The 24,523-nt window shown below is 44.8% G+C and carries 19 protein-coding genes; 17 read left to right on the top strand and 2 right to left on the bottom strand.

Going from position 1 to position 24,523, the window contains the following annotated elements; genetic code table 11:
- The first annotated feature begins 17 nt into the window (after nt 1–17).
- From I3252_RS07620 to arfB, 5 genes are all read left to right on the top strand, one after another.
- Nucleotides 18–1,025 carry an NADP-dependent oxidoreductase gene (locus I3252_RS07620; RefSeq protein WP_238034763.1) on the top strand — a complete coding sequence of 336 codons (1,008 nt, stop codon included), beginning with the start codon at nt 18–20 and terminating at the stop codon, nt 1,023–1,025.
- A gap of 3 nt (nt 1,026–1,028) precedes the next feature.
- Nucleotides 1,029–1,811, top strand: a complete 783-nt coding sequence (locus I3252_RS07625; protein WP_060491379.1) for an SDR family NAD(P)-dependent oxidoreductase — start codon at nt 1,029–1,031, stop codon at nt 1,809–1,811.
- A 169-nt stretch (nt 1,812–1,980) separates the two neighbouring features.
- The gene (locus I3252_RS07630) at nt 1,981–2,745 is read left to right on the top strand and encodes an SDR family oxidoreductase (protein WP_201554126.1); all 765 of its coding nucleotides are present in this window, start codon (nt 1,981–1,983) and stop codon (nt 2,743–2,745) included.
- Between the two features lie 220 nt (nt 2,746–2,965).
- The gene (locus I3252_RS07635) at nt 2,966–3,820 is read left to right on the top strand and encodes a CoA ester lyase (RefSeq protein WP_060491377.1); all 855 of its coding nucleotides are present in this window, start codon (nt 2,966–2,968) and stop codon (nt 3,818–3,820) included.
- Between the two features lie 60 nt (nt 3,821–3,880).
- Complete coding sequence (gene arfB, locus I3252_RS07640; RefSeq protein ID WP_238034764.1) at nt 3,881–4,294, top strand: alternative ribosome rescue aminoacyl-tRNA hydrolase ArfB; 414 nt, start codon at nt 3,881–3,883, stop codon at nt 4,292–4,294.
- 101 nt (nt 4,295–4,395) lie between these two features.
- Here arfB and I3252_RS07645 read toward each other — a convergent pair whose 3' ends face one another.
- Entirely contained in the window at nt 4,396–5,595 is a 1,200-nt protein-coding gene (locus I3252_RS07645; RefSeq protein ID WP_201565330.1) for a sugar transporter, read from the bottom strand.
- A 455-nt stretch (nt 5,596–6,050) separates the two neighbouring features.
- Between I3252_RS07645 and I3252_RS07650 the strand changes: the two genes are divergently transcribed.
- From I3252_RS07650 to I3252_RS07680, 7 genes are all read left to right on the top strand, one after another.
- Nucleotides 6,051–6,998 (top strand): LysR substrate-binding domain-containing protein, encoded by a 948-nt coding sequence (locus I3252_RS07650; RefSeq protein WP_201628981.1) that lies wholly within the window; start codon nt 6,051–6,053, stop codon nt 6,996–6,998.
- Between the two features lie 272 nt (nt 6,999–7,270).
- Entirely contained in the window at nt 7,271–8,542 is a 1,272-nt protein-coding gene (locus tag I3252_RS07655) for an aspartate aminotransferase family protein (protein WP_238034765.1), read from the top strand.
- Between the two features lie 134 nt (nt 8,543–8,676).
- Entirely contained in the window at nt 8,677–10,146 is a 1,470-nt protein-coding gene (locus I3252_RS07660; protein ID WP_345945881.1) for a VOC family protein, read from the top strand.
- 170 nt (nt 10,147–10,316) lie between these two features.
- Entirely contained in the window at nt 10,317–11,807 is a 1,491-nt protein-coding gene (locus I3252_RS07665) for an aldehyde dehydrogenase family protein (protein ID WP_101212038.1), read from the top strand.
- 289 nt (nt 11,808–12,096) lie between these two features.
- Nucleotides 12,097–13,557: a Na+/H+ antiporter NhaC gene (gene nhaC / locus I3252_RS07670; RefSeq protein ID WP_060491371.1), complete on the top strand. Its 1,461-nt coding sequence runs from the start codon at nt 12,097–12,099 to the stop codon at nt 13,555–13,557.
- 17 nt (nt 13,558–13,574) lie between these two features.
- Entirely contained in the window at nt 13,575–14,861 is a 1,287-nt protein-coding gene (locus tag I3252_RS07675) for an FAD-binding oxidoreductase (protein WP_238034766.1), read from the top strand.
- A gap of 373 nt (nt 14,862–15,234) precedes the next feature.
- Complete coding sequence (locus I3252_RS07680) at nt 15,235–15,690, top strand: hypothetical protein (RefSeq protein ID WP_238034767.1); 456 nt, start codon at nt 15,235–15,237, stop codon at nt 15,688–15,690.
- A 145-nt stretch (nt 15,691–15,835) separates the two neighbouring features.
- Here the strand turns inward: I3252_RS07680 and I3252_RS07685 are convergent, their stop codons facing one another.
- On the bottom strand, nt 15,836–16,474 hold the full coding sequence (locus tag I3252_RS07685; RefSeq protein WP_238034768.1) for a TetR/AcrR family transcriptional regulator: 639 nt from the start codon (nt 16,472–16,474) through the stop codon (nt 15,836–15,838).
- 329 nt (nt 16,475–16,803) lie between these two features.
- Here I3252_RS07685 and I3252_RS07690 point away from each other — a divergent pair, with 329 nt between their 5' ends.
- The 5 genes from I3252_RS07690 (at nt 16,804) to I3252_RS07710 (ending at nt 24,402) form a co-directional block, all read left to right on the top strand.
- Nucleotides 16,804–17,955 (top strand): acyl-CoA dehydrogenase family protein, encoded by a 1,152-nt coding sequence (locus I3252_RS07690; protein WP_238034769.1) that lies wholly within the window; start codon nt 16,804–16,806, stop codon nt 17,953–17,955.
- Nucleotides 17,956–18,059: 104 nt separating this feature from the next.
- Nucleotides 18,060–19,268, top strand: coding sequence for an acetyl-CoA C-acetyltransferase (locus I3252_RS07695; RefSeq protein ID WP_238034770.1), 1,209 nt, complete (start codon nt 18,060–18,062; stop codon nt 19,266–19,268).
- A gap of 85 nt (nt 19,269–19,353) precedes the next feature.
- Nucleotides 19,354–21,525, top strand: coding sequence for a 3-hydroxyacyl-CoA dehydrogenase NAD-binding domain-containing protein (locus tag I3252_RS07700; RefSeq protein ID WP_238034771.1), 2,172 nt, complete (start codon nt 19,354–19,356; stop codon nt 21,523–21,525).
- A 52-nt stretch (nt 21,526–21,577) separates the two neighbouring features.
- On the top strand, nt 21,578–22,645 hold the full coding sequence (locus tag I3252_RS07705; RefSeq protein ID WP_238034787.1) for a CaiB/BaiF CoA-transferase family protein: 1,068 nt from the start codon (nt 21,578–21,580) through the stop codon (nt 22,643–22,645).
- Nucleotides 22,646–22,716: 71 nt separating this feature from the next.
- Nucleotides 22,717–24,402 carry an AMP-binding protein gene (locus I3252_RS07710; protein WP_238034772.1) on the top strand — a complete coding sequence of 562 codons (1,686 nt, stop codon included), beginning with the start codon at nt 22,717–22,719 and terminating at the stop codon, nt 24,400–24,402.
- Nucleotides 24,403–24,523 lie beyond the last annotated feature (121 nt).

A 24,523-nucleotide genomic window follows, 5' to 3' on the forward strand; every position in this document is an offset into this window, starting at 1 on the left:
ACTCTAAGGAAAGAGACATGACAACGATAAATAAACAATGGCGCTTAAAAGCAAGACCGGTAGGCGAGCCTAGTGCTGAGACTTGGGATTATACCGAGAAAAAAATCCCGACGATCACCGATGGTCAGCTACTGATTAAGGTTGAATATATCTCTATCGATCCGGCGATGCGTGGTTGGTTGAACGATGCCAAATCTTATATTGCACCGGTACAGATTGGTGACGTCATGCGCGCTGGTACGGTAGGCGAAGTGATAGAAAGTAAGCATGAGAAGTTTGCCGTTGGTGACTATGTCGCAGGTCACGATGGCGTGCAATCCTATGCCGTCAGTGATGGCGCCAATCTGTATAAAGTTGATCCAAAACTTGCACCATTGTCTTATTACTTGGGTGTACTCGGTATGCCGGGTATGACAGGGTATTTTGGTCTGCTAAAAACAGGTCAGCCAAAAGCGGGCGAGACCGTTGTTGTCTCTGGCGCTGCTGGCGCTGTCGGTAGTTTGGTTGGTCAAATCGCCAAGATTAAAGGCTGCCGTGTTGTCGGTATCGCAGGCGGTGCTGAGAAATGTAAATTCTTAGTCGATGAGCTTGGGTTCGATGCAACGATTGACTACAAAAACGAAGATGTGAAAAAAGCATTGAAAAAAACCTGTCCTGATGGCGTCGATGTGTATTTTGACAACGTAGGCGGTGATATCCTGAATGACGTGCTCACACAAATAAACCTGCATGCGCGTATCGTCATTTGCGGTGCGATTAGTCAGTATAACAACACCACAGAAGTCAAAGGCCCATCGAACTATTTATCATTATTGGTCAATCGTGCCCGCATGGAAGGCATCGTGGTATTCGATAATCTCAAAGAATATCCAGTCGCCATGAAAGACATCGCTGGCTGGATTCAGTCAGGTGATATGAAAGTAAAAGACCATATCGTTGAAGGCATCGAGACGTTCCCAGATACCTTAATGATGCTCTTTAACGGTGAAAACTTCGGCAAACTAGTACTTAAGGTAGAGGGATAGATCATGACACTGAATACAAACGGAATTGCATCAGATGTAACGGGTAAACGAATTTTAATCACGGGCGGCGCCTCTGGCATCGGTGCGGCTAGCGCGCTATTACTGGCAAGTCGCGGTGCGAAAGTCGTCATAGGCGATTTAGCAGAAGAGATGGGTGCTGCGGTTGCCAAGCAAGCTCAAGATGCTGGTGACAGTGTCGTCTTCAAAAAAGTAGATGTGACCAGCGGTGATGAAGTACGTGCGTTGTTCGACTTCGCAGTAGAAACGCTTGGCGGTCTAGATGTGGTGGTAAACAATGCTGGTATCGACCATAAGCCTTCGCCCATGCATGAGCTAAGCGATGATGACTTTGATCGCAATATCGCCGTGAATTTAAAAGGTGTTTGGCACTGTATGCGTGCTGCCGTCAACTGTATGCTACCTAATGGTGGTGGTCATGTGATTAACGTAGCGTCTATTGCTGGTCTGCGTTCAGCACCGATGATCTCAGCCTATAGCGCGGCTAAACATGGTGTTATGGGTCTAACCAAGTCTGCTGCCCATGAGTACGCGCGCGCCAATATTCGTTTTAACGCGGTCTGCCCAAGCTTCATCGATACGCCAATGGTACGCAATACCATGGCAACGATGGATGAGCGTACGCAGCAAGCAACGGTTAAGGCCAGTCCAATGCGCCGTTTGGGAGACGTTAACGAAGTGTCAGGCGCGATTGCTTGGCTGGCTAGTGATGAAAGCAGTTTTATGAATGGTCATGCGTTTACCCTTGATGGTGGCATGTTGGCTTAATAGTCAAATAACTGCTAAATCATTACGATGTTAGCCTCGCTCGATGTACTATGCGTACTATCTACGCTCAGCTGCCTTGTAATGGATTTGCAGTTTTTCGACTATAATTTATTAAGTGGTTACGATAAAAAATTGAAAACTGAATAGCTAATTCAAAATATAAGGAACAATGATGAAAGATTTATTTGATTTAACCGGTAAGGTCGCTTTGGTTACTGGCGCAAGCCGCGGTATTGGCGAATCTATTGCTCGTTTATTGGCATCCAGAGGCGCACATGTAATCGTCTCAAGCCGCAAAATCGATGCTTGCCAAGCAGTTGCTGATAGCATCATCGCAGATGGTCACAAAGCCAGTGCCTTTGCTTGCCACGTGGGCGAGATGGCACAGATTGATGCGATTTTTGAACATATTAAAAGCGAGTTTGGTCAAATCGATATCTTGGTCAATAACGCCGCAGCCAACCCATACTACGGCCATATCTTAGATACGGATTTAGCCGCTTTCGATAAGACGGTTGAGGTAAACATTCGTGGTTACTTCTTTATGTCGACGGCAGCTGGCAAAATGATGCGCGAGCAGGGCGGCGGCGTGATTTTAAATACCGCATCGGTCAATGGCTTGGTTGCAGGCGACAAGCAAGGCATCTACTCAATCACCAAAGCAGCGGTCATTAGCATGACTAAAGCTTTTGCCAAAGAATGTGGCCCACTCAATATCCGCGTCAATGCGTTGTTGCCAGGTTTAACAGATACCAAGTTTGCCTCTGCCTTGACGACCAATGATAAAGTCTTAAAAATGGCGCTACATGCTATTCCACTAGGACGTGTTGCGAATCCTGACGAGATGGCTGGCACAGTGTTGTATCTAGTGTCTGATGCATCAAGTTATACCACAGGCGCGACTATCGTTGTCGATGGTGGTATGTTGGCTTAGTTAGCCAGTCAGAAGACTTAGAATACCAGTTAAAGAAAGCATGACTATTAAGAACTGCATGAGATTAATTTTCATGCGGTTTTTTTGATTTTTTTTGATTGAATATCTAAGTAGCCTTAGTTTTGTGCTATAGGGTGAATCGCTAATTTTGAATGGGGATCAGCGATATAGTGGCATAATAAAGGTATTAACAGCTACTTGAATAATATGGGAATCAAGCATGAATTCAGTGACCAATCATAAAATAAATATAATCTCTCAAAATAAAACATGGCTATTCGTGCCAGCGACTCGCATTGATAGAGTAGCCAAAGCCTTTGCCAGTAATGCAGATGCTGTCATTTTAGATTTAGAAGATGCTGTGGCTCTAGAGGATAAAGACCAAGCCCGTGCAGCGTTACAACAATATCATGACAGTGCAGATTATCAGCCGATTTGGCTACGTATTAATAAAGCAGGGGGCGGAGAGTTTTTTAAAGACATCGTGCTTTGTCAGAAAATGCCTAATTTGGCTGGTGTGTTGTTAGCCAAAGCTGAACAAGCATCAGATATTGAGAGCGTGCACCAGCTTACTAATTTTTCTGTAATTGCCTTGATTGAGAATGCCATTGGATTGTATCAACTCGATAGTATGGCAAAAGCAGTTGGGTTAGCCGCGTTTAGTTATGGGTTTTTAGATTTATGCAATGATTTGCGGGTACAAGTAGGTACGCCTGCTGCGGATGTCATCGCCAATCAAATCCGCTATCAATTTATTCTGACTTCAAAAGTGCACCAATTGTCCCCACCGATTGATACTGTTTATCCTGATTTTAATGATGAGATAGGACTAAGCGCCCGAGTAAGTTTATGGTCACAGATGGGTATGTCAGGAATGCTGTGTATTCATCCCAAACAAGTAGCTGTCGTCCAGCAGGCATTAAAGCCGACTGACAAAGCATTGTCATTTGCTCAGCGTGTGGTCGAAGAGTATGAGCGCAGTGGACAGGCAGTGTTTGAGATAGATGGTCAAATGGTAGACGCGCCAGTGATTGAGCGTTGTCGCCAGCTATTAGGTTATTTATTGACGAAGTAGAAGGGGAGCAAATAATGGTTTATTATGCATCATACTTATTTATGATTTAAAAAGAGCTCTATGATTTTTATTAGTAATACCATTAGCCTGAATGACAGTGAAGTAGATATTAGCGCCATACGCGCGCAAGGGGCAGGCGGGCAAAACGTCAATAAAGTCTCGTCTGCGATTCATTTGCGTTTTGATATCCATGCCTCAAGCCTGAGTGATGTGCATAAGCAGCGTTTATTAGACAGTAAAGACAGCCGAATCACCAAAGAAGGCGTGTTTGTGCTTAAAGCGCAGCAGTTTCGTACGCAAGAGCGCAATAAGATAGATGCCTTGGAGCGGCTGCAAAGCTTTATTATAAAAGCCACTCATGTCAATCAAACCAGAAAGCCGACTAAACCTAGCAGAAATGCCAAGCGTAAACGCGTGGATCAAAAGACCCAGCGCGGTAAAACCAAAGCCTTGCGCGGTAAAGTGAATTTTTAAATGGGTGGCTTATTTCTTATTTTTAAATGAATGAGAAAGCAAAATGCCAGCCCATTTAAGTGGCTGGCATTTTTTATGCTTATTTATTATCAAGTTTTTAGCTAACCAAGTCTTCTGCTTAATTCAGGAAAGCGCTTTATCATAAATAACATCAAGAGCAGCGACACACTGGCGATAGCGGCGCCGACATAGCCCACACTTGATATGGAAATATGGGTCACTGCATAACCACCAAACAGCGCACCGGCGCCAATTCCTAAATTAATAATCCCTGAGAACATCGACATCAGCATATCTTGCGCTGTGACATCAACCATGATGACTTTGGCTTGCATGGAGATAATCAGCAGCATTAGCGCCGCGCCCCACAGTAACGCAATGAAACTCAGCGCCCAGATAGAAGTCACGGCAAATAAGAGCACCAGCATAGATATCAGCATTAATATGATCGATATCAGCATCAATCTGGTATTAAAACGATCACCCCAACGACTGAATATCACACTGCCGGCAATCCCTGCCACCCCAAATAATAGCAAGACAACCGTCGCGGCGTTTTCACTAATAGCGCCAACCTGCCGCATAAAGGGTTCGATATAAGAATAAGCGGTATAGTGCGCGGTAAAGACCAGTAAAATGAGTAGATACAAACAGACCAATAAGGGGTTTTTGAGCAATTCTGGAATCTTTCTAAACGAGCCTTCAAACATACTGGGTAGCGTTGGCAATAGCCTGGCTTGCAAGATAAAGACGATAAAAGCAATCACGCCAATACCGCCAAAGGTTGCCCGCCAACCAAACCATTGACCGACTAAGCGCCCTAGTGGCACGCCAAGCACCATCGCCAATGAAGTACCGGTCGCAAGTACGCTAAGCGCCAGTGCTTTTTTGCCTTCTGGTGCTACGCGAATCGCAATCGCTGCGGTGATGGACCAAAATATCGCATGCGATAGCGCAATACCCACGCGGCTAATCAGCAATACATCAAAGCTCCAAGCAAATACGGATAACACATGGCTGGCAATAAAAACCACAAACAAGCCCAAAAGTAAGCTTTTACGCTCAAAGCGGCTGGTAAGTAGCATCAATGGCAATGACATGGCCGCGACAATCCACGCATACAGTGTCAACATCCAGCCGGTCTCAGCCGTAGTGATGGAAAAATCTTGGGCGATGTCACTTAATAGGGCAACGGGGACAAATTCGGTGGTATTCATAATAAAGGCGCTGACGCCCATTAAGAATACTTGGAAATACTGAGTTCGGCGAGCATTTGCGCTCACCTCAAGGTTATGTTTCATATGATCCAATACAAATAAAGAAGGCGCTAATAGTGCAAATTAGCTGAAAAATAATTCATGAGTTTAAGAATAACGGCGGCATAGGTCGTAATGATGAAAAAGAGGAGGGCAAGATAGCAAATCAGTTGCGGTATGTCAGAGCCTATCATCAGACCGTACTATTTTATCAGGAATCGACCGTTTTTATCAGGAATCGACCGTTTTTATCAGGAATCGACCGTTTTTTTGTAGGAGAGTCTTTAAAATTAGCGACCGAATAATTGGTTGAATGGTTAAGTAAATCCGATGATGGCATCAGTGTCAGTTACATAGTGTTTATAGTGAGGTATCGCTATTTACGCTTGAATATAGGTATGATGACGCCATAAGGATAGGCATAGGCTAGGAATGCCTGATAACGTGATTTTAAATAATCATTGATATTTTACTAAGATGGAATAAAAGAAAAGCAATCTATGAAAACAGACACCAATAAACCATTAGCCTTTAGACGATACCCTTCAACGACGGCGCTGCAATGTTTTGAGACCGCTGCCCGTCATTTGAGTTTTACCAATGCCGCGCAAGAGATGCACATGACCCAAAGCGCCATCAGTAAGCAAGTGGCGCAGTTGGAGGAGATGCTAAACCTGTCTTTGTTTTATCGGACGCCGCACCGGATTTCATTGACCCCTGCTGGTAAGTCGTATTATCTTGAAGTGTTAGAGATTTTAAAACATATCGAGGTGGCAACCACCAATTTGATGTCGCATAGCAGTAATACCGAGCTGCTAAAAATCGTCTCGCATCCGACATTTTGCGCCCGTTGGTTGATTCCAGCACTCAGTGGCTTTAGTCAAGAATATCCCCTTATTAACTTGGATATTAAAGAGCTGGCGGGGCCATTTTTTTCTGAAGACCAAAATGTCGATATTGCTTTTTTATATGGTGATGGCATGTGGAGCAATATGGAGTCTATAAAACTGTTCGATGAATACTGCGTTGCAGTCTGTCAGCCGCAGTATTTGCGAGATAAAACACTGAGTACTGAGTGTCTAAATGATTATGTGTTATTGCAAATAAGTTCGCGCTTAAGTGCGTGGTATGAGTATTTTAAGCAACAAGATATCAGCGTCGATGGCACCTTTGTAGGTCCACGTTTTGAGACTTTCCATGCTTGCATTTCTGCCGCCTTACTGGGCTATGGTATAGCCTTGGTGCCGTTACGCTTGGTTGAGCCCGAGCTACAATCAGGCGCTTTAGTGATGGCGTGGGATTATGCGGCAAAGGGTCGCGGCAGCTACTATGTGACTTATCCTGTCTCTTCAGGGCAATCGCATAAGGTCAAAGCGGTTTTAGAATGGATTACGGCTTATTTAGCAATCTCAGATGAACGTGAAAAGGCGTTAGGGTTGGTTTTATAATGTCACTTTCTTATGTTTCTTTATACCCTAAAGTATTTTTATAGCACTGGTCTTGTTATTTTTATCCTGCAAAGTTATTTGCTGTGAAAATTTAACAAGCTAAACAAAAAAACTGCCTTGATACGCAGTTTTTTTGTTTTTAAAGGATTCGTTTAGGAAGTTAATTTACTGGTAATGACAAAAAGGAATGCCACCACAACTATTATTCGTTTGCTGCCGGAATGATGTTTTGTTGAAATGAGTCTAACTCAAGGAAGAGATAGAGATTCATCATGGACAAGCTTTATAACGTGACCGATGCCTTTACGATGGTGCATCCGCTCACGCTCATCAAAGGCAAAAATGCCAGAGTTTGGGACGACAATGACCGCAGCTATATCGATTTTGTCGGCGGAATTGGTGTTTTAAACTTTGGTCACTGCCACCCTCACATCGTTAATGCCATCATTCAGCAAGCCCAGGCGCTGATTCATTATGCCTACAATGCGGCAGCGCATCAGCCGTATCAAAGCTTTATGCCGCGACTGTGTGAGCTTGTACCTATCAGCGGCGATCTGGCAGGGATGCTCACCAACTGCGGCGCAGAAGCAACCGAAAACGCCATCAAGATAGCACGCATGAAAACGGGTCGCACAGGCGTTATTGCGTTTGATGGTGGCTTTCATGGGCGCACACTGGCTGCCGTCAATCTCAATGGTAAGGTCGCGCCTTATAAGCGCGGGCTTGGTGCATTAGGGAGCGGCGTTTATCACATTCCTTTTCCCAGTCCCGATAACAATATCAGCGACGAGCAAGCGATTGATGCGCTCCAGCGTTTATTTATGGTAGAAACCGATATCGACAATATTGGTGCCATCATCGTCGAACCTGTACAAGGAGAAGGCGGTTTTCAGTTATTGTCGCCCACCTTTGCGCAATATCTTCGTAAGTTTTGTGATGAGCACGGCATGTTACTCATCATGGATGAAATTCAATCCGGCTATGGTCGTACGGGTACGCCGTTTGCTTTTACTCATTTAGGGATTGAGCCTGACCTTATTTTACTTGGCAAAAGTATCGCAGGCGGCTTGCCATTAGGTGCGATCATCGGCAAGGCTAGTGTGGTCAATGGTTTGCCTAAAGGCAGTTTGGGCGGTACCTATTCTGGCAATCCAGTTGCTTGCGCCGCTGCCAATGCCACGCTCGATATCATGCAAGCCGATGACGTTTGGCAGTCAGCCAAGCATTATGCCCAGACGATTGAGACGACCATCAGCCAATGGCAACAAGAAGGTATCTCGCCTTGGTTATTTGGTCTTACCGGTATCGGTGCGATGCGCGGTATCGAGCTGCGCCATCCTGAGCATGATGTGCATCCAAGTGTGATGGCGCAAGTATTAACCAAAGCCCGCGAGCGTGGTCTATTGCTGATGCCAAGTGGGCAGTATCGCCATATCATTCGCTTATTGCCACCACTTACCATAGAGCCTGACACCCTAAAAGAAGGGTTGGATATTCTAAAAGAGGTACTCATCGCGCTTCCTGATGGATTGCCTGCCGCTTAATGTTTAGGAGTGCTTAGGAATGTTTAGGCGTGCTTAGGATTGATAGTGCATCGTCCGTCATAACCAAATGCTCGAAATAAAATACTTATTATTAAGCTAAAAATTTATTAACTCTATTACAAGGATGTTTATTTGTGAAAAATAGTAGCGTCAGTCCAGATAAGGATTTTATCTGCAGCGATGATATTCGCCATGATTTCTCTATGGCCATGTCAGCCATGTATCAGAACGAGGTGCCGCTATACGGCGACTTGGTTGATTTGGTCAGTGAGGTCAATACCGAAGTATTAACCTCACATCCTGATATTAAATCACAACTGCTGCATACGGGCGAGATTGAGCGTCTGAGCATGGAGCGCCATGGGGCGATTCGGCTGGGTACCGCAGCAGAGCTGAGCATGATGCGCCGTCTCTTTGCCGTGATGGGTATGCACCCTGTCGGCTACTACGATTTAGCGCCTGCTGGCGTGCCGGTACATTCAACAGCTTTTCGCGCACTTGACTCGCATTCATTGCATAAAAGCCCCTTTCGCGTTTTTACCTCGTTATTGCGTTTAGATTTGATTGCCGATGAAAATTTACAACAAGAAGCCACGGCCACACTGGCGCAGCGTCAGATATTCACTACTGGCGTCATTGAGCTTATTGAAGTCTTTGAGGCGCAAGGTGGTTTGACTACTGAGCAAGCAGAGCAATTTGTCCAAGAAGCGTTAGAGACATTTCGTTGGCATGATAAAACGCCGGTGGCAAAAGCGCTCTATCAGCGTCTATTAAATCAGCATCCGCTCGTCGCTGATGTGGTCGGCTTTAAGGGTCCACATATCAATCATTTAACGCCTCGAACCTTGGATATTGATGCCGTACAACAAGGCATGCAAGCAAGAGGCATACCCTCAAAAGCCATTATCGAAGGGCCACCGCGTAGAGCGTGTCCTATCTTATTAAGGCAAACCAGTTTTAAAGCGCTACAAGAAGCGGTTGGCTTTAAAGTTGCTAATAACTCAGACGCTAGCCATGAAGAGTACGAGCAAGGGCATCATACCGCGCGCTTTGGAGAGATTGAGCAACGCGGTGTGGCGTTAACACAAAAGGGCCGCGCGCTTTATGATGAATTATTGGCCGCAGCTCGCCGCCAGCTTGGTGCTACCCCAAATGAGGACAATGCGGCTCAGTATAATCAAATTTTAACTGAGGTATTTACCGCTTTTCCTGATGATTATCAAACTCTACACGATGAGGGGCTGGCGTATTTTTATTACCAGTTGACGGACAGCACCCTTGATTCTGAGGACGGTCAAGCGTTGTTGGCCGGCAGCTTAAGCAATGATGATTTGAATAAACTGCCTAATGCTAAGCTGACTGCTCTGATTAATGATGAAGTGCTTCGCATTGAACCCATCGTTTATGAGGACTTTTTGCCTGTCAGTGCCGCCGGTATCTTTCAATCGAATCTGCAACAGGCGCAGCCAAGCCAATATGATGGTTACTCAAGCCAACAAGAGTTTGAACGTGATTTGGGGGCAGTCATTTACGATGAGATGGCATTGTATGAAGCGATGCAGGCGCAAAGCCTTGAGCAGTGCCTGTCTAGTGTCAATATTTAGTAAAATTTAGGCTAAAAATAGCCAGCGTATAGCCGACTTATTACTACGTCATTCCAAAAAGGAATGACTGCAAGAAATTTATTATTTTGCAACTTAGTAGGTAGCAGGGTAATTTTATAAGTCAGTCAAGGACGTAGTAAACCATTATACCAATAAGCAAAGGATTGATTATGATTAAGCAATACATGTCTGCCATGGGTGTCAAAGAAGAACAATATCAACATGGCGATTTTGAAGTCAATACGCCTATAGACGGTACGGTTATTGGCAAGATAACTCTAGATAGCGTTGATGATGTTAATAATAAAATCCAAAATGCCAAACAAGCCTTTCAAGAATGGCGTGTCGTTCCTGCCCCTAAACGTGGTGAGCTGATTCGTCTGTTGGGTGAAGTCCTGCGTGAACACAAAGAAGACTTAGGTATCTTAGTATCGCTAGAAGCCGGAAAAATCAAAGAAGAAGGCCTTGGCGAAGTACAAGAAATGATTGATATTTGTGACTTTGCCGTGGGCGTATCGCGTCAGCTTTATGGTCTAACCATCGCCTCAGAACGCCCAGGTCACCACATGCGTGAGACATGGCATCCACTTGGCGTCATCGGCGTCATCTCTGCCTTTAACTTCCCAGTCGCCGTTTGGTCTTGGAATACGGCACTGGCCATCGTCTGTGGCAACCCTGTCATCTGGAAACCTTCAGAAAAAACCCCACTTGTCGCCTTAGCTTGCCAAGCGTTATTTGAAAAAGCCTTGGCAAAATTTGGTGAAGCACCAGCACATTTATCGCAAATTATATTGGGCAAAACCGATATAGGTAATGCGTTGGTTGAAAACAAAGACATCGCTTTAGTCAGTGCCACCGGTAGTACGCGCATGGGCCGAGAAGTGGGGCCAAAAGTCGCTGAGCGTTTTGGTAAATGCTTGCTTGAGCTTGGCGGTAATAACGCCATGATTTTGGCACCCACTGCCGATTTAGATTTGGCACTACGTGGCATTTTATTCTCAGCAGTAGGAACGGCAGGGCAGCGCTGCACCACCTTACGCCGTCTGTTCGTTCATGAGTCGGTCAAAGACGATATCTTACCGCGCGTTAAGTCTGCATACGAGACGGTGAGCATCGGCCATCCGCTTGAAGGCAATTTGGTCGGTCCACTGATTGATGAAGACAGCTTTAATAATATGCAAGCGGCGTTAGAAAAGGCTCGCAATACTGGCGGTAAAGTCACAGGCGGCGAACGGGTGCTGATGGATAAATTCCCCGATGCTTATTATGTGACCCCTGCGATTGTTGAGCTTGATGAGCAAAATGACGTGGCACGTAGTGAGACGTTTGCACCGATTTTATATGTCATGCCTTATAAAGAGTTTGACGATGCGCTAGCGATGCAAAACGATGTGCCACAAGGGCTGTCATCTTGTATCTTTACCAATGACTTACGTGAAGCTGAAACTTTCCTCAGCGACCGCGGTAGTGATTGCGGTATCGCCAACGTCAACATCGGCACCAGTGGCGCTGAGATTGGCGGCGCATTCGGCGGCGAAAAAGAAACCGGCGGCGGTCGTGAATCAGGTTCGGACGCATGGAAAGCTTATATGCGTCGTCAGACCAATACGGTCAACTACTCAACCGAGCTGCCACTGGCACAAGGCATCAACTTTGGCTAATAACAATGTGACGTGACGTGATGTGATGCTTGTTAAGTAGGCTCAGCGCCTATTTAGCAAGCCAGTTAATAGCTATTTTGGTCGCCAATTATTAAGTATTTATTGTTTTAGTATGAAAGCCTGCGGAAGTGATGAATAACTATTCATGATTTCAAAATAGGCTTTTTACACCCTTTGCAGTAACCTTTTCAGCACTTTTTTCAGCATTATCAGCAGCCATGGATTGGTTGTTTCCACTACTGTTATATCTATGACAGCAGTATCCACTACTAAGGAAGGTAGGTGTCTTATGATGGATGATAAACCTTATGACGAAGCTAAAGATGGCTACGGTCCGTCTTCTAGTTTTTTATTAGATATTGCACCTCTGGTGTTGACTGCCATTATTCTGATGGTGCAGTTTTTCGTATTCAAAGATTTTACCCCTCACATTCCCTTAGCTTGCGGTATTTTAATCACTGGCTTGTTTATGAAGCTGCGTGGCCGTGACTGGGATGGCATGGAACAACGCTTTTTAAAGGTTGTCAAAATTGGTCTACCAGCCATGATTATCTTGATGGGCGTTGGTATGCTCATCGGCGCTTGGATTATCGCTGGTACGGTTCCCACGATTTTATACTATGGTTTTAGCGTTTTCTCTCCTTCATCATTCCTAGTCTCTGTCTGTATCATCTGTGCCATTATTTCTGTCGCTACAGGCACTTCGTGGGGCACGGTTGGTACGGTTGGTCTTGCCATGATGGGTATTGGGCTAGGATTGGGTATTCCGCCGTCACTAACGGGCGGTGCTATTGTTTCTGGCGCTTTTTTCGGTGACAAGATGTCTCCTTTATCGGACACCACCAACTTAACCCCAGCAGCGGCTGGTGTTGATCTTTGGGAGCACATCCGCGGTATGTTGCCAACCACGGTACCTGCCATGGTAACTGCATTGATTATCTATGCTTGGATTGGTATGGGTTACGGCGCAGAAAATGTCGATTTAACTTCAATTAAAGAAATTCAAACTTCGCTAGCGGCCAATTATAACTTGAGCATAATTACGTTATTACCGGCTGTTGTCGTTGTCATTGCAGCGGTGATGAAAATGCCAGCTATTCCAACAGTCTTATCTGGTGTGGTGGTCGCAGGATTGGTCGCGTTTTTTATGCAAGGCGTGGGTGTGCACGACATTTTTACTGTCCTACAAAATGGCTTTATCAGTGAAACGGGATTTGCTGTCGTGGATCAACTGCTGTCTAAAGGCGGCATCATGTCGATGACATGGGTTGTGACCTTGACCATCTTTGCTTTAGCATTCGTCGGCTCAATTGAGCATTACGGTACGCTAAAAGCCATCATGGCAAAAATTAATAAGATGGTGAAATCGAGATTTGGTTTAGTAATGACCACTTATGCCAGCACGCTTGGTGTTGGTACGCTCATCGGTGACGTCTATACCACACTGGTGTTGCCAGGTCGTTTATTAAAAGACAAATATCAAGAAATGGGCTACAAACGCACGACACTCACACGTTCTATTGAAGATACCGGAACCCTGTTATCTCCACTTATTCCTTGGAACATGGGCGGTAGTTTCGTCGCGGCAACACTAGGTATTGCGACCCTCACTTATGCACCATTCGCCTTTGCCTGTTGGTTATCACCGCTATTTGGTTTGTTATGGGTATTCTTAGACAAATTTATCCCCCGTGAAGAACCTATTGTTAATAACGACACAAACACGCTCTCCACTGTAGACAACGTGTAATTTAGAAGGAATATAAGATGTTGCAAGAGCAATGTTTGTGGAATATGACAGCCCCCATTATAGATACCTATAGCCAGATGAATAGCGATACTGCAGCGACTATCTGTGTTATAGGTGGCGGTTATACAGGATTATCGGCGGCGATTCATTTGGCCGAAAAAGGCGTCAAAGTCATCCTTTTAGAGAGCCATACGATAGGTAGTGGCGGCTCTGGTAAAAGCGTAGGGCTAGTCAATGCAGGTACTTGGGCGCGCCCTGATGATTTGAGCGTCACTTTGGGTAAAGCATCAGGTGAGCGTCTGACTGAAGCACTGGGGCAAGCGCCAAGCTTAGTATTCGACTTAATCAAGCGTTATAATATCGATGCCCAAGCCACCCAATCTGGTAATATCCATATGGCACATAACGCTAAAGGTGAAGTCGATGTTGATATTAGATACGAGCAGCTCAGCCGCCGTGGTGCGAATGTTGAGGTATTAACCGGCAGCAAATGCCATGAGTATTGCGGGACGACAAGTATTAATAAAGCATTACTAGATCATCGTGCAGGTACTATCAATCCGCTGGCTTATGTCAGAGGACTCGCAAAAGTAGCAAAAGATCTTGGTGTTACTATCTATGAGCATTCTGCGGTTGAAGCATTAGAGAAGGTGGATGGCTATTGGTATACAAGGACGTCTAAAGCGCGCGTGAAATCTGAGCGCGTCATTATTGCCACCAACGCTTATACCGAAGGCGAGTGGACAGAAATCAAAAAGACCTTTTATCTGGTTTATTATTATCAGATTGCATCTGAGCCGCTTAGTGGCGAGGCAGCAGAGCGGATTTTGCCATATAAAACAGGGGCATGGGATACACGCTTAGCCTTGTCTAGCTTTCGCCGTGATGACGATGACCGCCTATTATTGGGAACGGTGGGTGGTACACAGCTGAAACCAAGATCCTTTTATCAATCATGGGCCAATGCGGTGCAAAAAAGCTATTATCCAGATTTACCAGTATTTAAGTGGCAGTATGAGTGGACGGGTAGCTTTGGTTTTACGCAAGATCATATTTTTCGAGTCATGGAGCCCGACGAGGGCTTGCTGACCGCAACGGCTTATAATGGTCGCGGCATTACTACAGGCACGCTAATGGGTAAGTGCTTTGCAGATTATATAATGACCGGTAATAGAGACAGTATTCCCTTGCCATTTAAGACCTTAGAAGAGGCAAAAGTCTCTTTTGGCGGGATGAAATCTGGCTTTACTGAGTTGGGACTGACTTTATATCATGCAGGTCAATGTCTAAAAATAATTAGATAGCTTTGCTGAGTCATCGTCTGATTTTTTCTACCGTTTTTAAATATAAAGGTATTCAGACTTTAACGGCGATAGAGAGACCGTAACAATCGTGTGATTACCAAAGCGTATTAATATCAGTATTTATTTTCTATTATCTGATATGCTATCATCTTTAAGTCATTATCGTGGGTTTAACAGTTTTGTCATTGCCAGCCATTATCGTTATAAATGGTGGCGTACAAACCTTGCAACTTCCAGCACGATATAAAATAATTCTGGTAAAGCGCATGAGCCTGTACTCCGACATCCTCATTTGTGCCTGATTTTATTTGCCTATTTGGGCGTATTTCACCCTTTTTCGTCGGAGTTACAGGAGTCTAAGGTGTTCAATATCATGAGCCACATTGCTAACCAATCCAAATATACCCGTCATTACCACCCACGCCATCTTCTTGCCCAGTATGCGATCAATCAGATAGCGACACTTGAGCTGCGTTCGCAAGATATTGTCAAAGCCATGGGTTATCCTATCAAGCATACTATCCCTGCTTGTGAGCGCCTACGTCACGTATTATCGAATAAATACCTTGGGCTTGATGGCAGCTATATGGATAAATATTTTACCGCTGATGAATTTTTAGCCGCGCTATTTGCTGTGCTGGATATCCCTTATACGCCGTTTGCAGAAGACATTGCCCAGATCAAAGATGCTGCTGTGCACGCTGAGCATGATAATAAAAATTCATCCTATGGCAGTGTGAGCAATGGCTATCAACAGATGAGTGAACAAGATTATGAAATGGTTGATAGGGTAGAAGAATATAAGCTAAAAAAATCTAAGGAATGTTAATTTCTAAGCATTAGTTTTTAAGCATTAAGTAAAGCCTCACTACCAAGTGAGGCTTTTTTTCGTTGTGATTTTTGATGGTGAAATTGAAAATTTGACTAGTATGAATATTTCATAATATCGTACAAGTTATTGTATATCGAACTGATTATATGTCAGGCTTTGATATGGCTCGCCATAAAATCACGAATAACGCATCAAACTCTGCATTAATGGGCGTGTCAGTCTGGCGAATGATATGCATCAAGCCAAGACGACTGATAAAACCCATAAACACATCAAAAAGTATATAAAGGGGCACGGTATCATTTAGTACTCCGCGGTTTTGACCATCTTCTAATACATTCAAAAATGCGCCAATCAGCTCTTTATTTTCATAAATTGCAATATTACGTATACGTGATGCCGATACCGAAGACAGTACCATCACCGCATCGGGATGTGAGTCTACAAAGTCAAAACAGACCCATAATGTCTTGCGTAGCCGATCTTGCACGCTATCAATGCCTTGCAAATGATCCATGATGCGCGCCGCCAACCTGCCCAATACAATATCCATGATGGTATAAAACAGTGTTTGCTTATCACCAAAATATTTATACAGCGTCTGTAGTGAGACATTGGCAGACTTTGCAATCTGCGCCATGGTCACCTCATTAGAGTCAAAACCTGCAAACACTTTACGAACGGCTTTTTCAATTTTTTCTAAAGTAGTAGGGCGCATATCGGATAAGGGTGCCAAGGCGCGGGTTTCAATCGTGCTAGGTATCTGGCTCGTGGTTTTCATCGTTGGTTTCGTAGCTCCTTTACGGTAGGTATTTTTAGATAGCTCATGCTTGAAGTAGTACATCATTTAAGGATTAATAAGATAAAAGTAAGTTGGGTAATTTTAATTACTATTATTATTTAATTGGTTGCGCATTGTCTTTTACTGTCCTAGTATAAGTTTTGTATGATATTAAATATAAAGAATGCTTAGATTGTATATAACGGTAATTAAAATTACCATAAGTAATATGTTTACACTCAATAGTATTTTATATTAGGGCGTGTCCTCGTTTGAATTGAGGACACGCCCTAGCCATTATCAACTTCCCCTCGTCAAGGACAGACAATATGAGTATTGAAAAATTCACCCCGAACTGGATGACCGAAGAGCACCAGATGGTGCATGATAGCGCGCTTAAAATGTTTCAATCGTGGGAGCCAAAAGATGAGCAGTGGCGCAAAAACGGCATGATTGACCGCGCTGCGTGGGAAGAGGCAGGCGCGATGGGTTTCTTATGTGCATCGATTCCAGAGGAATATGGCGGTGGCGGCGGTGACTTTGGTCATGAAGCAGCGCTTCTTTATGCGCAGGCTGAGGCCAATCAATCTGGATTCGGTGGCATGGTACATTCGGGTATTGTTGCGCCTTATATCTTGAGTCATGGTACGGAAGCACAGAAAAAAGAATGGCTACCTAAGATGGCGACGGGTGAGTATGTGGCTGCGATTGCTATGACCGAACCGGGTACTGGCTCAGATTTGCAGAACATCAAAACCTATGCCGTAAAAGACGGTGATGATTACATTATTAATGGCTCAAAAACCTTTATTACTAATGGTCAGCATGCCAACCTAATTTTGCTCGCCTGCAAAACTGATCGTGAAAAAGGGGCGCAAGGTGTCTCCCTTATCGTGGTAGAAACGGACAAGGTAGAAGGGTTCGAGCGTGGTCGTAATCTCGATAAGATTGGTCTGACCTCACAAGATACGTCAGAGCTATTTTTCAGCAATGTCCGTGTGCCGCAAAAGAATTTGCTTGGCACAGTAGAGGGCATGGGTTTTATTCAAATGATGCAAGAGCTGCCACGTGAGCGTCTAATTATTGCTTTAACGGGCGTTGGTGCGATGAAGCTGGCGATTAATTTGACCCTAGATTATGTCAAAGGTCGTGAAGCCTTTGGTAAGCCTATTTGGAAGTTTCAAAATACGCGCTTTAAAATGGCAGAGTGCTACGCCGATTATCTCGCTGCTAGCACGATGTGTGATGCTGCTGTCGATGCCATGTTAGAGAACAAGTTGACCGTACCGCAAGCGTCTTTGATTAAATATTGGGTGACGCAAAAGCAGTGTGACGTGATCGACGAATGTGTCCAACTGTTTGGCGGTTATGGCTACATGACAGAATACCCAATCGCTCGCCTATATGCTGATGCTCGAGTACAAAAAATCTACGGCGGCACCAATGAAATTATGAAAGAGCTGGCGTCACGCTTTATGTAAGCGGCTGATTTGCTTTTTGGTTCTACTTCTTGATTCTAAGAAATAGATTATATTGCCATCATCCATCATGGTTATTTATTCAAAAAAGATAAAAAGGGATTTTTATGACTGAGACTGCTTACATTTATGATGCTATCCGTACCCCGCGTGGTAAAGGCAAAAAGGATGGCTCTTTGTATCAGGCGTCACCAATTTGGCTTGCCCGTACCTTATTAAAGGAAATGCAACAGCGCCATCATTTGGATACCAGTTTGGTCGATGATGTGGTGCTTGGTTGCGTGACGCCGGTTGGCGAGCAGGGTTCTGATATTGCCCGTATAGCCGTCATTGATGCAGGATGGGCGCAAAGTGTGGCAGGTGTCACTTTATCTCGGTTTTGTGCCTCAGGTCTAGAGTCTATCAATCTAGCTGCCGCCAAAGTCATGTCAGGTATGGAGGACATGGTGATTGCAGGCGGCGTAGAATCGATGAGCCGTGTACCGATGGGCTCTGACGGCGGTGCATGGTATATGGATCCACGGGTTAATGAAGCGGCGCATTTTGTCCCGCAAGGTGTTGGCGCGGATACCATAGCGACGCTAAAAGGCTTTAGTCGCACCGATGTCGACGAGTTTGCTACCGAGTCGCATCGCCGCGCTGCGAACGCTTGGGAAAATGGCTATTATGACAAATCGGTCGTTCCCGTCACCGATATCAATGGCATGACGTTATTGGATAAAGACGAAACCATCCGTCCCAATACCAATGTCGAAACCTTAGCTGGTCTCAATCCTTCTTTTATTATGCCCGGCAAGATGGGCTTTGATAGCGTTATCTTGGACAGATATACCACTATTGAAAAAGTAAATCACGTGCATCATGCGGGCAATTCTTCAGGCATCGTTGATGGTGCTGCAATTTGCTTAGTTGGCAGCGCTGCTGCTGGCAAAAAAGCAGGTCTAAAACCACGTGCCAAAATTACGATGGCTGCAGTGATTGGCTCAGAACCCGCTATTATGCTGACAGGGCCAACGCCTGCCTGCCAAAAAGCGCTCAAAAAAGCGGGCATGCAAGCTTCAGATATAGATCTATGGGAAATCAATGAAGCCTTTGCTGCCGTTCCGTTAAATACTGCCGATGACTTCGGACTCTCTCTTGATATCGTCAACGTCAATGGCGGCGCTATTGCTATGGGTCATCCACTTGGCGCCACGGGCGCGATGCTCATGACGACTGTGCTTGACGAGTTAGAACGTCGCGATCTAAAAACCGCGATGATTACGCTGTGTGTGGGCGGCGGTATGGGCATCGCCACTATCATTGAGCGCGTGTAGTGCTGATAGTGCTAATAGATTTTAGTGATTGTCATTAGTTTCTAGTGACTGATATCGACATAGAATAATATAAAAAGGACTTGAAATGAGCATAAACAGCGTAGACGCCATCAATGCATTGAACCACTTTTCTGCCGAATCTGATAATGGCATTATCACCGTTACGATTGACCAAAGTAGTCGCAAAATGAATGTCATCGGCGACGGTTTCACCGATAGTTTTGCAGTGATGACTGACAACTTTATTAACGATGCGTCCGCCAAAGGTTTGATTTTAACCTCTGGCAAAGAGACCTTTGTGGTCGGTGCTGATATTGATCAGTTGGCTAATATTAAAACCGCTGAACAAGCCTTTGAGCTGGTCGAAGACCTGAAAGCTAGCTTACGCAAACTAGAGAAATCTGGTAAACCTGTCGTTGCTGCTATGACTGGAACGGCACTTGGCGGTGGTTTGGAGTTGGCATTGGCCTGTCATTATCGTATCGCGATTGATTCGCCTAAAACCAAACTGGGTCTACCTGAAGTCAAATTGGGCTTGCTGCCGGGCGGCGGAGGTACTCAGCGTTTACCTCGATTGGTTGGCATTCAATCAGCACTCGAGCTGATGACCCAAGGTAAAGAGCTGCGTCCAGCTGCTGCTAAAGACATGGGTTTGATTGATGCTGTTGCTACTGACAAAGCAGATATGTTCAAGCAGGCGAAAGACTGGATTAACGCCAATCCCAGTGCCCAGCAACCATGGGATAAAAAAGGTTTTAAAATTCCCGGCGGTGATAGTAAGCATCCTAGTATTGTGCCGATATTTTCTATCGCGCCTGCCATGGCCAACCAAAAGTCACACGGCAATTATCCAGCCATTACTCACATCATGTCTTGCGTTTTCGAGGGCTGCTTAGTGGATATCGATACGGGACTTGAGCTTGAGTCGCGTTACTTCGCCGCTTGTGTGCTGTCTGCTGAATCTAGAAATATGATTAATACGCTATGGACTCAGCTGAATAGTATTAAAAAAGGTCAATCTCGTCCTGATGGTTTTGAGCGCTATAAAACCAAAAAAGTTGGTATTTTAGGTGCAGGCATGATGGGTGCGGGCATTGCTTATGTCACTGCAAAGGCAGGAATCGACGTTGTACTTCTTGACACTGACATAGCAGGTGCTGAAAAAGGCAAAGCGTATTCTGCCACCATTTTGGATAAAGCCATTAGCCGTAAACGCTCAACAGAAGATAAAAAGCAAGCGTTACTTAATCGCATCAAGCCAACCGTGTCTTATGAGGATTTAGCAGACTGTGACCTTATTATTGAAGCGGTGTTTGAAAATCGTGAGATTAAAGCCAAGTGTACTCAGCAAAGCGAGGCGGTGATTCCTCACACGGCTGTCTATGCATCTAATACGTCGACACTTCCTATCACTGGATTGGCAAAAGCCAGCACGCGTCCCAATCAATTTATCGGGCTACACTTCTTTTCGCCAGTCGATAAGATGCCGCTGGTTAAAATTATCATGGGCGAGCAAACGGATGACGCCACTTTAGCAAAAGCCTTTGATTATGTGCTACAAATCGGTAAAACACCTATCGTCGTTAATGACAGTCGTGGTTTTTATACCTCACGGGTATTTGGCACTTATGTATCAGAAGGGGTAGCGATGTTAGGCGAGGGCGTCCATCCGCGCAGCATCGAAGTTGCTGGCATGAAAACTGGCATGCCCATGCCGCCACTGGCATTGCAAGATGAGGTGTCATTAAGTTTGGCGTTGCACGTGAGCGAACAGCAGCAGCTAGATATGGAGGCTGAAGGTAAACCCATTGCTGTGCGTCCTTCGTACGAGATACTCAAAACGCTGGTCAAAGAACACAATCGCGAGGGCAAAAAGAATGGTAAAGGCTTTTATGAGTATGCCAATAATAGCGACAAATACTTGTGGCCTGAGCTGATGAATTTATACCCAACAAAAGTAGAGCAGCCTGCTCAGCAAGATTTAATCGATCGTTTGATGTTTATCCAAGCCAACGAATCTGCTAAATGTTATCAAGAAAACGTAGTGCGCTCTGTCGCTGATACCAATGTCGGCTCCATTTTTGGTTCGGGCTTTGCGCCACATCAAGGTGGTACGCTACAGTTCATCAATGCGATGGGGTTAGAGGCGTTCATCACCCGTAGTCGTGAACTTGCGGCTCAATACGGTGAGCGTTTTGAGCCAGCGCAGATTGTGCTAGACATGTTAGATAAAGGTGAGGTGTTTTCTGATGACTGAGCTGATGGTTAATTCTATGCTTGATTCTGCAATTAATACGAGCACTGGTTCAATGATAGATTTAATGGCAGATTGCTTACAAGGGCTGCGCGTCGTTGATTTGACTCGTAATTTACCGGGACCCTTTGCTACGCGTTTGCTTGCAGATTTAGGCGCAGAAATCATTAAGATTGAGCCTAAAAATGGTGATCCTGCCAGAGCCTTTGGCGCATTGTATAAAGCATTGAATCATGGTAAAACTACTGAAAGTCATGACTTCCGTGATCCTCAAGGTATTGCTGCGATCAAAGCGCATCTTAAAGATGCTGATGTGATGTTAGACAGCTTTCGCCCTGGCGTCCTAGAAGGTATGGGGCTAGATGCCAAAACATTGCATGCAATTAATCCAAAGCTGGTTATGGTATCGATTACTGGTTACGGTTTGGCAGATAGCGATTCGAAAATTGATGTTAATCATGACTGGGCTGATAAAGCTGGTCATGATATTAACTTTATGGCGATGAGCGGTGTTTTAGACCAATTAAAGACTGCCACTGGCGAGCAGGCGATGCCTAACGTGCAATTCGCAGATTTGGCAGGTGGCAGTGATACCACTGTGATTGCATTGCTCGCTGCCGTATTCGCCGCCCAGCGGACGGGCAAAGGTCGTCATGTTGCCGTTAGTATGACGCACAGCTTGTATCAGCATATGGTCATGCCAAAGGCAACGGGAACACTGGTGAAAAGCTTTTCAGGACAACAACCAGAACCGCAGCATGATTTTTTGGGTGGGTTATTGCCTTGCTATCGCTTATACAAAACCTCAGATGCACGCTATATGGCCATTGGCTCGCTAGAGCTGAAATTCTGGCAAGGATTGTGTGAGGCGTTAGCGTTGCCAGAGCTCAAAAATAGCCATTGGCAACGTGGTGTTATGCCAAACACCTCTGAAAGCCAAGTGGCGGCTAAGGCGGTAAGCGATAAATTTGCCAGTCAAACGCTTGAGCATTGGCAACAAGTTTTTGCACTCGTTGATGTCTGTGTCACCCCTGTGCTTAGCCTAAATGAAGCAAAAGCACATCCCTTATTTGCCCATCAAGATGAATATGATGCAACGTCAGGATGGCAGCAGGTTGAGTAGCTAGGTTTTTTATGAAAAATGCTTCAAAGCCATTGAGTTTTTCATAAGTTGATTACCAAGGAAGGTAAGTTATGAATCAGTTTTGGACGCAGCATTATCCTAAAGGGATAAATGCACAGATAGTGCCGCCACATAATACATTGATTGACATGTTTGATGACAAATTAACGGAATATGCCAGCCATGAATTTATCACCAACATGGGTGTTACTTATTCTTATGGGCAAGTGGATAGCCTGTCATTGGCTATTGCGGCTTGGATTCAAAGTCTGGGTCTAGCAAAGGGTTCGGTCATAGGCATCATGATGCCCAATGTCAACCAGTACCTGCCTATCGTCATAGGGGCAATTCGCGCTGGTATGGTCACAACGCTCATCAATCCGCTATATAGTCCTCGTGAATTGAGACATCAATTGGCTGACTCAGATACTGCTGTATTATTTATATTAGAACCATTTTGCAAAACGTTAGAGAAAATTATCAAAGACACCCCTGTCAAAAACGTGGTCATCAGCAAGATTGGCGATATGTTAGGAGTAGTAAAAGGTGCGCTTGTTAATATCGCTGCCAAATATGTCAAAAAAGCCATTCCCCGTTATCAGTTGAAATCAAATTCTCGTTGTACCGTGACTCGCTATAAAGCCGTTTTAAAACGCGCCAAAAAATTAAGCTATTCTCGTCCTACCATTCAAGCGGGCGACTTATTAATGCTGCAATATACCGGCGGTACGACAGGCGTTGCCAAAGGTGTTTTGATTACCAATCAAAATGTTGTGACCGCCACTTACCAGTTTGTCGAATGGTTCAAGCCAGTCTATGACGCCATGTCTGATAGTACTCAAATAAATACCATTGTCGCTTTACCGCTGTATCATATTTATGCGTTTATCTGCTCAATAGTTGGGTTGAGTGTGGGTCAGCATCTCACACTGGTTACCAATCCCCGTGATATCGAAGGGTTTATCAAGATATTGCGCAAGCGTCCTTTTCATCTATTGCCTGGTGTCAATACTTTGTTCCAAGCCCTGCTGATGAATCCCAAATTTAAGGAGCTAGATTTTTCTGCATGCAAGTTAACTGTAGTCGGTGGTATGGCAGCGACTCCTGAAACCGCTAAGCGCTGGCGTGAAGTCACAGGTCTGCCTATCCTCGAAGGCTGGGGTATGTCTGAGACGCTAGGCGTGGGTACCGCCAATCCATTTAATGGCACTGAATATAGTGGCAATGTAGGGTTTCCACTGCCTAGTGTCGATATCAATATCCGTGATGACGATGGAAATATTCTCGCCATAAATGAAGTTGGTGAGATGTGCATCAAAGGTGACAACGTCATTACTCATTATCATAATATTGACAATACGACGTTTTTTACCGTTGATGGTTACTTAAAAACAGGTGATATTGCGTCTATGAACGAGCAGGGTGCTATCAAAATATATGACCGTAAAAAAGACATGATTATCGTCAGTGGTTTCAACGTTTATCCTAACGAAGTAGAAAACATCATTGAGGAGCACCCTAAGGTTGCCGAATGTTCAGTGGTTGGTATCGATGATAAGTTGCAGGGTCAGTCGGTCAAAGCCTACGTTGTAAAATCTGATGACAGCTTAAATGAGGATGATATTAAAGTGCTGTGCCAAGCAAATCTGGCCGCCTATAAATGCCCGCGCCATATCGAATTCATAGACGAGTTACCCAAATCAACTGTCGGAAAAATACTGCGTCACAAGCTGAGAAAATTGGCTCATGAAGCGTAACGACTACTCAACAGACTCTCATCAATAACATCTACGTTTAACGCATTTTGTCTGTCATCTATTGGCAGGCTTTCTGTTTTTAGAAGGCCTCATTTAATGGTATTAAATGAGGTCTTCTATT

It is taken from the genome of Psychrobacter sp. Ps4 (assembly GCF_022129285.1).
GTDB classification, from domain to species: domain Bacteria; phylum Pseudomonadota; class Gammaproteobacteria; order Pseudomonadales; family Moraxellaceae; genus Psychrobacter; species Psychrobacter immobilis_A.

Bases quoted from the DNA above. Each gene is read 5' to 3' on its own strand.
- arfB (WP_238034764.1), top strand. From the start codon at position 3,881: ATGATTTTTATTAGTAATACCATTAGCCTGAATGACAGTGAAGTAGAT.
- I3252_RS07695 (WP_238034770.1), top strand. From the start codon at position 18,060: ATGACTGAGACTGCTTACATTTATGATGCTATCCGTACCCCGCGTGGT.
- I3252_RS07710 (WP_238034772.1), top strand. From the start codon at position 22,717: ATGAATCAGTTTTGGACGCAGCATTATCCTAAAGGGATAAATGCACAG.
- I3252_RS07625 (WP_060491379.1), top strand. From the start codon at position 1,029: ATGACACTGAATACAAACGGAATTGCATCAGATGTAACGGGTAAACGA.
- I3252_RS07620 (WP_238034763.1), top strand. From the start codon at position 18: ATGACAACGATAAATAAACAATGGCGCTTAAAAGCAAGACCGGTAGGC.
- I3252_RS07655 (WP_238034765.1), top strand. From the start codon at position 7,271: ATGGACAAGCTTTATAACGTGACCGATGCCTTTACGATGGTGCATCCG.
- I3252_RS07690 (WP_238034769.1), top strand. From the start codon at position 16,804: ATGAGTATTGAAAAATTCACCCCGAACTGGATGACCGAAGAGCACCAG.
- nhaC (WP_060491371.1), top strand. From the start codon at position 12,097: ATGATGGATGATAAACCTTATGACGAAGCTAAAGATGGCTACGGTCCG.
- I3252_RS07645 (WP_201565330.1), bottom strand. From the start codon at position 5,595: ATGAAACATAACCTTGAGGTGAGCGCAAATGCTCGCCGAACTCAGTAT.
- I3252_RS07700 (WP_238034771.1), top strand. From the start codon at position 19,354: ATGAGCATAAACAGCGTAGACGCCATCAATGCATTGAACCACTTTTCT.
- I3252_RS07680 (WP_238034767.1), top strand. From the start codon at position 15,235: ATGAGCCACATTGCTAACCAATCCAAATATACCCGTCATTACCACCCA.
- I3252_RS07675 (WP_238034766.1), top strand. From the start codon at position 13,575: ATGTTGCAAGAGCAATGTTTGTGGAATATGACAGCCCCCATTATAGAT.
- I3252_RS07665 (WP_101212038.1), top strand. From the start codon at position 10,317: ATGATTAAGCAATACATGTCTGCCATGGGTGTCAAAGAAGAACAATAT.
- I3252_RS07650 (WP_201628981.1), top strand. From the start codon at position 6,051: ATGAAAACAGACACCAATAAACCATTAGCCTTTAGACGATACCCTTCA.
- I3252_RS07705 (WP_238034787.1), top strand. From the start codon at position 21,578: ATGATAGATTTAATGGCAGATTGCTTACAAGGGCTGCGCGTCGTTGAT.
- I3252_RS07635 (WP_060491377.1), top strand. From the start codon at position 2,966: ATGAATTCAGTGACCAATCATAAAATAAATATAATCTCTCAAAATAAA.
- I3252_RS07630 (WP_201554126.1), top strand. From the start codon at position 1,981: ATGATGAAAGATTTATTTGATTTAACCGGTAAGGTCGCTTTGGTTACT.
- I3252_RS07685 (WP_238034768.1), bottom strand. From the start codon at position 16,474: ATGAAAACCACGAGCCAGATACCTAGCACGATTGAAACCCGCGCCTTG.